Origin of the sequence: Streptomyces sp. NPDC091416 (assembly GCF_044756845.1) — a bacterium.
Taxonomy (GTDB): Bacteria; Actinomycetota; Actinomycetes; order Streptomycetales; family Streptomycetaceae; genus Streptomyces.
Map to the genome: position 1 here is coordinate 24,125 of NZ_JBIVTU010000033.1, position 7,374 is coordinate 31,498.

General features: G+C 71.7%; 9 protein-coding genes. 1 reads left to right on the top strand and 8 read right to left on the bottom strand.

The window, feature by feature from the left end; translation table 11 throughout:
• Positions 1 to 177: 177 nt before the first annotated feature.
• Positions 178 to 642 carry an ATP-binding protein gene (locus ACIQMX_RS41430; RefSeq protein WP_402486646.1) on the bottom strand — a complete coding sequence of 155 codons (465 nt, stop codon included), beginning with the start codon at positions 640 to 642 and terminating at the stop codon, positions 178 to 180.
• A gap of 534 nt (positions 643 to 1,176) precedes the next feature.
• Complete coding sequence (locus tag ACIQMX_RS41435) at positions 1,177 to 1,530, bottom strand: STAS domain-containing protein (RefSeq protein ID WP_003967428.1); 354 nt, start codon at positions 1,528 to 1,530, stop codon at positions 1,177 to 1,179.
• A 78-nt stretch (positions 1,531 to 1,608) separates the two neighbouring features.
• Between ACIQMX_RS41435 and ACIQMX_RS41440 the strand changes: the two genes are divergently transcribed.
• A complete protein-coding gene (locus ACIQMX_RS41440) occupies positions 1,609 to 4,125 on the top strand; it encodes a DEAD/DEAH box helicase (protein ID WP_402486648.1) in 2,517 nt (838 codons plus the stop codon).
• On the opposite strand, the gene ACIQMX_RS41445 is transcribed toward ACIQMX_RS41440, so the two are convergent.
• The 6 genes from ACIQMX_RS41445 to ACIQMX_RS41470 form a co-directional block, all read right to left on the bottom strand.
• A complete protein-coding gene (locus ACIQMX_RS41445; RefSeq protein WP_363071688.1) occupies positions 4,028 to 4,489 on the bottom strand; it encodes an Rv3654c family TadE-like protein in 462 nt (153 codons plus the stop codon). The two genes, ACIQMX_RS41440 and ACIQMX_RS41445, sit on opposite strands and share 98 nt — an antisense overlap.
• The gene (locus ACIQMX_RS41450) at positions 4,486 to 4,980 is read right to left on the bottom strand and encodes a TadE family type IV pilus minor pilin (RefSeq protein ID WP_402486652.1); all 495 of its coding nucleotides are present in this window, start codon (positions 4,978 to 4,980) and stop codon (positions 4,486 to 4,488) included. Before ACIQMX_RS41450 ends, ACIQMX_RS41445 begins: the two co-directional genes overlap by 4 nt.
• Positions 4,967 to 5,164, bottom strand: a complete 198-nt coding sequence (locus ACIQMX_RS41455; RefSeq protein WP_363071692.1) for a DUF4244 domain-containing protein — start codon at positions 5,162 to 5,164, stop codon at positions 4,967 to 4,969. Before ACIQMX_RS41455 ends, ACIQMX_RS41450 begins: the two co-directional genes overlap by 14 nt.
• Before the next feature lie 65 nt (positions 5,165 to 5,229).
• A complete protein-coding gene (locus ACIQMX_RS41460) occupies positions 5,230 to 6,075 on the bottom strand; it encodes a type II secretion system F family protein (RefSeq protein WP_402486655.1) in 846 nt (281 codons plus the stop codon).
• Positions 6,072 to 6,917, bottom strand: a complete 846-nt coding sequence (locus tag ACIQMX_RS41465) for a type II secretion system F family protein (protein ID WP_363071746.1) — start codon at positions 6,915 to 6,917, stop codon at positions 6,072 to 6,074. The genes ACIQMX_RS41460 and ACIQMX_RS41465 overlap by 4 nt, the downstream gene beginning before the upstream one ends.
• Positions 6,918 to 6,946: 29 nt before the next feature.
• Positions 6,947 to 7,374: ATPase, T2SS/T4P/T4SS family (locus ACIQMX_RS41470; protein WP_402486658.1), on the bottom strand; the 428-nt coding region annotated here is incomplete at its 5' end.

Genomic DNA, 7,374 nt, shown 5'->3' on the forward strand with positions numbered 1-7,374 from the left:
CAATTGATCGAGTTCTCCGCCTGGACCGAATGCAGTAATGGGACAGATGCATTGCCGGGAGATCATTGGCAGGGCAGAAACGAAAAAGGCCCTGCTCAGCAGGGCCTCGAAAATCTGGATCGGGGTCGGCCGACTACGCCGTCGGGGTGGCTGAACCACCCCGGCACCCGAGCCGCCTCAGGGAAGAACGGTGGCGGGCGTCTTCGGCCAGCTCATGCGGATCACTCCGCCATCCGCTCCGGACCTGACCTCCACGTCGTCGACCAGACCGCTGATGACCGCCAGGCCCATCTCGTCCTCGCCGTCGGCCTCCGGTTCCGGTTCGTCCGGCCCCACGGGCGCGGCGTCGCGGTGGTCCGAGACGCCGGGCACGGAACCGTCGGCACCCGGACCGGGTACCTCGTCGCCGACCTCGATGGAGAAGGATTTCTCGTCCTCGATCAGGACAACCGTGACGGGAGCCGTGATGCCGTGGCTGCGGTGCAGCCCGACCGCGCGGCTGCAGGCCTCTCCCACGGCGAGTCTGACCTCGTCGAGCACTGCCTCGTCGACCCCGGCCCGGCGCGCCACGGCAGCCGCCACGAGGCGGGCCGTCCTGACGTGTTCGGGCTGGGCGCTGAAGCGGAGTTCAACGGTGGCCATGCGATCCCCCTCGAACGTACGTAAGTGCATCCACAGGAGCCGGGCTCGTGCCCCGGTACCCCTGAGCTCTGCACGCGACTCTGTCTGCGAATGAGCTCTGCCGGCCTGTCTGCGCAAGCCGCCGATCGACCGGCTCGCCGACCTGGCGAACCGACCGGCCCGCCGGTGTGCCGATACCGACCGACCCGCCGGTGTGCCGAACCGACCGCACACCACCCCGGCCGTCGGGCCGACGGACGACATTCGGACACCGTTCGGCACTCGTTCGGCCGCCCGGTAGTCACCGGGGCCGCCGATTCGACTGCTGTCCCGGCCGACCGCTGAACCGGTCGCATGGCGACCGGCCGCCGGCCGGCAGATGAAAGTCTGCCGCATACCGCCGAACGGGTGACGGAGGAACGGCGGACACCAGCGACCGGGGTCGCCGGTCACCGATGAACGGCCACCGTTACCCCTGCCGTCCTGGTACGGAACCGCTGTCGCACCGGCCACCGCCGGACCGGCTGCAGAGCCGGCCCGACCGCGGACGGGACGTCAGTCGGTCGCCGCCACGGCCTCGTCGACCGTGGTGTGGATGGGGAACACCTTGGTCAGACCGGTGATCCGGAAAATCTTGAGAATGCGCTCCTGGTTGCACACCAGGCGCAACGAACCCTCATGGGCCCGCACACGCTTCAAACCGCCCACGAGCACGCCGAGGCCGGTGGAGTCGAGGAAGTCGACGCCTTCCATGTCGACAACCAAGTGGTAGCTGCCGTCATTCACCAACTCGACCAACTGCTCGCGCAGCTTGGGCGCGGTATACACATCAATCTCGCCACCGACCTCGACGACCGTACGGTCGCCACCAGGGCCGGACACATTGCGAGTCGACAAGGACAGGTCCACGGATCCTCCAGCACCTTGCTATCGAGCGGTCGCCCCTCGGTCTCCCCGGCGGAGCCAGGGGACGGATCGCCAGCCGCGATGGCATTCAATCACTTACGGGCAGCCATGCACGACGCCTTGGGACCATTGTCCGTCCTGCCAGTGACACACTCGGTGCCGATGGCCAAGAATCACCGCCCCAGCGAACCGCCCGGAAGCGGGGGCTCCCGCCCCTCTCCCGACGTGGTCCTCGACCGGCTCGCCGCTGCGGCAGGCCGGTCCTCGCGCATCACTCATACGGAGCACTTGCCCCCGCGCGCGGGAACCCATGCCATCTGGCCCGATCGCATCCGTCCGGAAGTGATCGCCGCCATCCAGAAGGCCGGCATCGATCATCCCTGGGCCCATCAGGCCGCCGCGGCGGAGCACGCTCTGGACGGCGAGTCGGTCGTGATCGCCACCGGCACGGCGTCCGGCAAGTCGCTGGCCTACCTCGCCCCCGTCCTCAGCGCCCTCCTGGACGGCTCCGAAGCCCCCAACGGCCGTGGGGCGACGGCGCTCTACCTCTCCCCGACCAAGGCCCTGGCGGCCGACCAGCGGCGCTCGGTGAAGAAACTGGCGGCTCCACTGGGCAATGGGATCCGCCCCGCCGTCTACGACGGCGACACTCCGGTGGAAGAACGCGAATGGGTGCGCCAGTACGCCAACTACGTGCTCACCAATCCAGACATGCTGCACCGCGGGATACTCCCGTCCCACCCGCGCTGGTCCTCCTTCCTGCGTGCCCTGCGCTACGTCGTCATCGATGAGTGCCACACCTACCGGGGAGTCTTCGGCTCGCACGTCGCCCAGGTCGTACGCCGGCTCCGCCGTCTGTGCGCCCGCTACGGTGCCGATCCGGTCTTCCTCCTCGCCTCAGCCACCGCGGCGGAACCCTCGGTCGCGGCCGGCCGTCTCACCGGCCTCACGGTGACCGAGGTCGCCGACGACGCCTCTCCGCGCGGCGAACTGGTCTTCGCCCTGTGGGAGCCTCCCCTGACCGAGCTGTCGGGCGAGAAGGGCGCCCCCTTGCGGCGTACCGCCACGGCCGAGACCGCCGATCTCCTCACCGACCTGACGGTGCAGGGCGTGCGCTCCGTCGCGTTCGTACGCTCGCGGCGTGGCGCCGAGCTCATCTCCGTCATCGCGAAGGAACGCCTCGCCGAGGTCGACCGGTCCCTGCCCTCCAGGGTCGCCGCCTACCGCGGGGGCTACCTCCCCGAGGAACGCCGCGCCCTGGAGCGCGCACTGCACTCGGGCAGCCTGCTCGGCCTCGCCGCCACGACCGCCCTCGAGCTCGGCATCGACGTCTCCGGCCTGGACGCGGTCGTCATCGCGGGGTACCCCGGCACCAGGGCTTCGCTGTGGCAGCAGGCGGGCCGCGCCGGCCGGGCAGGCCAGGGCGCCCTCGCCATCCTGGTGGCCCGCGACGACCCGCTGGACACCTTCCTGGTTCACCATCCCGAAGCACTGTTCCACCAGCCGGTGGAGTCCACCGTCCTCGACCCGGACAACCCCTACGTCCTGGCTCCCCACCTGTGCGCCGCCGCCGCGGAACTACCACTCACCGCATCCGATCTGGCCCTCTTCGGTCCCGCAGTGGCCGGCCTTCTGCCACAGCTGGAGGCTGCGAAGCTGCTCCGCAGAAGGACCTCGGGCTGGCACTGGACCCGGCGCGAACGGGCCGCCGACCTCACCGACATCCGGGGCGAGGGCGGCCGCCCCGTGCAGATCGTCGAGGAGGGCACCGGCAGACTGCTGGGCACCGTCGACGAGTCAGCCGCGCACACGGCCGTCCACGAGGGCGCCGTCCACCTCCACCAGGGCCGCACGTACCTGGTCCGGAAACTGGACCTGGAGGACTCGGTCGCCCTGGTCGAGGAGGCCAGTCCTCCGTACTCGACGACCGCACGCGACACCACAGCCATCGCGGTCCTGGACACCGACACCGAGATCCCCTGGGGAGACGGAAGGCTCTGCTACGGCTCCGTCGAAGTGACCAATCAGGTCGTCTCCTTCCTCCGTCGCCGACTGATCACCGGGGAGGTGCTGGGCGAGAGCAAACTCGACCTTCCGCCCCGCACCCTGCGCACCCGGGCCGTGTGGTGGACGCTCACCCAGGACCAGCTCGACGCTGCACGGATCAACCCGGAGATTCTCGGCGGCGCGTTGCACGCCGCCGAGCACGCGTCGATCGGGATGCTGCCGCTCTTCGCCACCTGCGACCGCTGGGACATCGGCGGGGTCTCCGTACCGCTGCATCCGGACACCCTGCTGCCGACCGTCTTCGTGTACGACGGCCACCCCGGCGGCGCCGGCTTCGCCGAACGCGCCTTCCACACCGCTCGCGGCTGGCTGACCGCTACGCGCCAGGCGATCGCGTCCTGCGAGTGCGACGCGGGCTGCCCGTCGTGCATCCAGTCCCCCAAATGCGGCAACGGCAACGAACCCCTGCACAAACGAGGCGCCGTCCGCCTGCTCACGGAACTCCTCCGGTCCTCCCCGCCCGTCCCGGGGGAGGCGGACGGCCCGAGCGGCCGGTGGGCGCCGCCGTCGGCGGACCAGCCCGAGACCTGACCTCGGGCGCGTACGGACCACGGCGCACCCGGGCCGTCACATCGGCGATCTCTCCCTGGACGGCGCATCGCACCACTTCCGCCCCCTGCGCCGCTGCCACGCTCCGGGCCGACCCGCAGGCGGCAACGGCTCCTTCCAGAGCCCGGTCGGCCGCGGCCAGCGCGGCGAGGTCTGCCGCGCCCGCGGCCCTGTGCCGGACCGCCACCACCTGTCCGAGAGCCAGCACGACGGCGAAGACCACACACAACGTCGTCGTGGTCACCGCGGCCCAGACGGTCGCCAGCCCTTGATCCCGCGGCCTCCCGCGCATTCGCAGCCCGCTCGGCCCCCGGGCCGTCCTTCGAGAACCGGGCCAGGCCGTCATGGCGCCGCCCCAGCCGTGCCATCAGCCTCCGGCGTGCCCCCGGCCCTGTCCTCGGCCATGTCCTCGGCCGCTGCCGCGGCTTCCGCGCTCAGTGTCACGGCCAGCGGCCCGGGACCGGGAGCCGGTGCGGTCACGGTGACCCGCCACAGCTGCCCGGCCCGCTCCACCTCGACCCTGGCCCGCTCGGGCGCAGCCGACAGGGCCGCCTCCCTGACCTGCGCCTCAGGTTCGGAGCGGGCTGCCGCCCTGGCACCGGCCCGCGCCGCGTCCACACACCGGATCTGGCCCGTGGCGGCCATCAGCGCCCACAGGAGGACAAGCGCAAAGATCACCATCACCGGGAGCACCATGGCTGCCTCCGCCGTCACTGCCCCGCGGTCACGCCACCGCCCGGCCCGCCCGGCTCCTTCCCGGGCGGGCCCGTCGGGCCCGGCCCGTTCTCCTGCCCCGAAGCCCGGCGCCGCTCCGGCACCTCGCTCAGAACTTCGCATCGAGCGCGTCCTTGAGCAGTGATTGCAGCTGTGCCATGACCGGCGCACTGGTGACCACCTTGTAAAGCACCGCAGCAAAGGCACAGGCCGCAATCGTTCCGACGGCGTATTCCGACGTCGTCATTCCGGTGTCCGCCCGAACGTTGCGCGCCACGGTTCGCACCCAGCGCATGATGGTACGCATCACTTAAAACCCCCGATTAATTGGTGTATGTGGATGAATTTCTCTTGTCCGGATCTTTTGGGCTATCAGGGCTGTAGCAACCCTCCAGCCAGCCCGATCACCACGGGCGCCACGCCCACGGTCAGAAACGCGGGCAGGAAGCAGAGCCCGAGGGGTGCGGTGATCAGAACGGCCGCCCGCTGAGCCCGCGCCACGGCCACGCTCGCCCTCTCGGCTCTCATCGCCTCGGCCAGCCGGGCCACCGACTCCGCCGCAGGGGCGCCGGTCGAACCGGCCCGGTCCAGGCAACGTGCCAGGGCGGCTGCTCCAGGTATCGCCCCGAACCTCCCCCAGGCGACGGCAGGATCACCACCGAGCCTGATCTCCGCTGCCGTACGCGCCAGTTGCTCACCGACCGGCCCGCCCATCGACTCCCCGACCGCCTCGGCCGCCTCGCGCGGGCCGGCGCCCGCAGAGATGCAGGCCGCCAGCAGATCGGCCGCCAGCGGAAGCTGACGCAACGACTCCGCTGCTCTCGCCGCCGTCTCGGCAGCGGCTCGCGGTGCCTGGCCCTGCCGCACCCGCTGCCATCTCCAGGTACCACCAGCCGCCGCCAGGCCAACCACCCACCCTGCGGGGCCGCCCACCAGGATCCATCCCGTCAGAACGGCACCCAGCAGTGCCGCCCACTGCCTGACGCCTGTGCCGGAGACCGGCCACCGCATCTGGCCCGGGTGCACGCCCGGCCGGCCCGCAGGTCGGCTCAGGGCCACCGGAACGGCGGGGCCCACGGCCAGGAGCGTCAGACCGCGCCGGCGCACCTGCCGCCCGGTCCGGCGCCGCGCCAGAGCAAGCGCAGGCTGGACACACGCGCCCAGGACCAGCCCCGCCACCCCCACCCTGTGGACAACCTCGCCCACCACGGCGCTCATGCCGCTTCTCCTTTGCGGACGATCCGAGTCGCCCAGGCCAGCCCGGCCGCTTGCAGCAATGAGCCCGCGACCAGACAGCCCAGCCCGACGGGACTGTGCAGCAACACCGCCAGCGGATCCGCCCCGAGTGCCGACCCCAGCCCCACCCCCAGCACCGGCAGCAGCGCCAGCACCACGACCGTCGACTGTGGACCGGCCAACTGCGCCCTCAGCTCCTCCCGCTGGCGCCGCTCGGCCCGCAACGCGCCTTCCAGCCGGTCCAGACCGGAGGCAAGCCCGGCACCACCGTCCGCTGCCACCCGCCAGCAGGCCGCCACTCCCGCGAGCCCCTCCAGCCCCGGCTCAGCCGCCGCCTGCACCAAGGCCCGGGGGATGTCGCCGCCGAACCGCGCCGCAGCCGACACCCCGGGCCCTGAGGTGCCCAGCACCCCCGTGACATGGACCGCGACAAGCAGCGCCTGCCCCGGTTCGTGCCCGGCCCTCAACTCGCCCACCACAGCGCCACACAGGTCCACCACCCCGTCGGCCCGGCGCTCCCGCTCCCTGCGCAACTCCCTTCTCCCCAGCCACCGCCTCACCACAGGGATCGCGGCCGCCCCCGCGGCCACCGGCAGCACGGACTCGCCGAGGACAGCCAGAACCAGAGCCACCGGCAGGCACAACCACTCCCGCCGCCCCCGCAACCACACTCCCCACCGGACCCGGCCGTCCGCCCAGCCCCCACGCAGCGGCGCCCGCCCTTTCCCGAGACCGAACAGCACACGGGCTCTTCGGCGCCCTTGACTCCGCCCGGCCACCACGAGCCCGACCGCCACCCCCGCACACAGCGCGGCCGCACGCACCACGTCCGGCGCCGCCACCGCCGTACCGCTCACCGGGCGTCCCCGATCAGCGACCGCAACCGCTCCCAGCCCCGCTCCCGCTCGAATCGGGCGGTTGCCCAGCGCAGGGCCGGAACGGTCACGACCAGTCCCGCTCCATCGCGTTCCAGCACGTGGACCTCGGAGATCCTCCGCAGGCCGGTGCGGTCCCGGACGAGATGGACCACCACCGACAACGCCGCCGCCAGCTGGCTGTGAAGCGCTGTCCGGTCCAGCCCCGCAGCAGTCCCCAGCGCCTCCAGCCGAGCAGGTACGTGCTCGGCGGCATTTGCGTGAACCGTTCCGCAGCCGCCCTCGTGCCCCGTGTTGAGGGCCGCCAGCAACTCCCTAACCCGGCGGTAGACACCTACACTTTCGCCATGTCGTACCCACGCCAGAAGCTGCCCCAGCGGGCCGGTATCTACTGTCGCCTGTCCTA

Coding starts and splice junctions, on each gene's coding strand:
- ACIQMX_RS41430 (WP_402486646.1), bottom strand. CDS start 642: ATGGCCACCGTTGAACTCCGCTTCAGCGCCCAGCCCGAACACGTCAGG.
- ACIQMX_RS41440 (WP_402486648.1), top strand. CDS start 1,609: ATGGCATTCAATCACTTACGGGCAGCCATGCACGACGCCTTGGGACCA.
- ACIQMX_RS41445 (WP_363071688.1), bottom strand. CDS start 4,489: ATGACGGCCTGGCCCGGTTCTCGAAGGACGGCCCGGGGGCCGAGCGGG.
- ACIQMX_RS41450 (WP_402486652.1), bottom strand. CDS start 4,980: ATGCGAAGTTCTGAGCGAGGTGCCGGAGCGGCGCCGGGCTTCGGGGCA.
- ACIQMX_RS41455 (WP_363071692.1), bottom strand. CDS start 5,164: ATGCGTACCATCATGCGCTGGGTGCGAACCGTGGCGCGCAACGTTCGG.
- ACIQMX_RS41460 (WP_402486655.1), bottom strand. CDS start 6,075: ATGAGCGCCGTGGTGGGCGAGGTTGTCCACAGGGTGGGGGTGGCGGGG.